The sequence below is a fragment of the Stutzerimonas marianensis genome, assembly GCF_022810315.1.
In the GTDB taxonomy this organism is placed as follows: domain Bacteria; phylum Pseudomonadota; class Gammaproteobacteria; order Pseudomonadales; family Pseudomonadaceae; genus Stutzerimonas; species Stutzerimonas marianensis.
The window spans coordinates 1-235 of record NZ_JALGRD010000038.1 but is presented as its reverse complement, the minus strand read 5'-3'; the positions used below and the strand labels follow the sequence as shown (position 1 = coordinate 235).

Here is a 235-nt window from a genome sequence, read left to right as displayed (position 1 = left end):
GTGGGCTGGATGGCGCTCAGGTTAAAATCACATCTTCGTCCGATACGACAGGATTTGATTTAAATTTAACTGAGACAACCGGGAATTCTGGTATATTCCAAGGGACATTCTCCACGGGAGCATCAACAAATCAAAATGCCACGCCTCAAGTAATAAGGGCGGTGGCAAATGGCACAGTAATAGCTACCTATAATGATGCATCACCGCTGCAGGATGTTACAAAAGAGGCAAGCAC

1 protein-coding gene is annotated in these 235 nt (G+C 45.5%); it reads left to right on the top strand.

Features of this window, described 5'->3' with window-relative positions:
* Positions 1 to 235: hypothetical protein (locus MST27_RS22170; RefSeq protein WP_243608009.1), on the top strand; the 235-nt coding region annotated here is incomplete at both ends.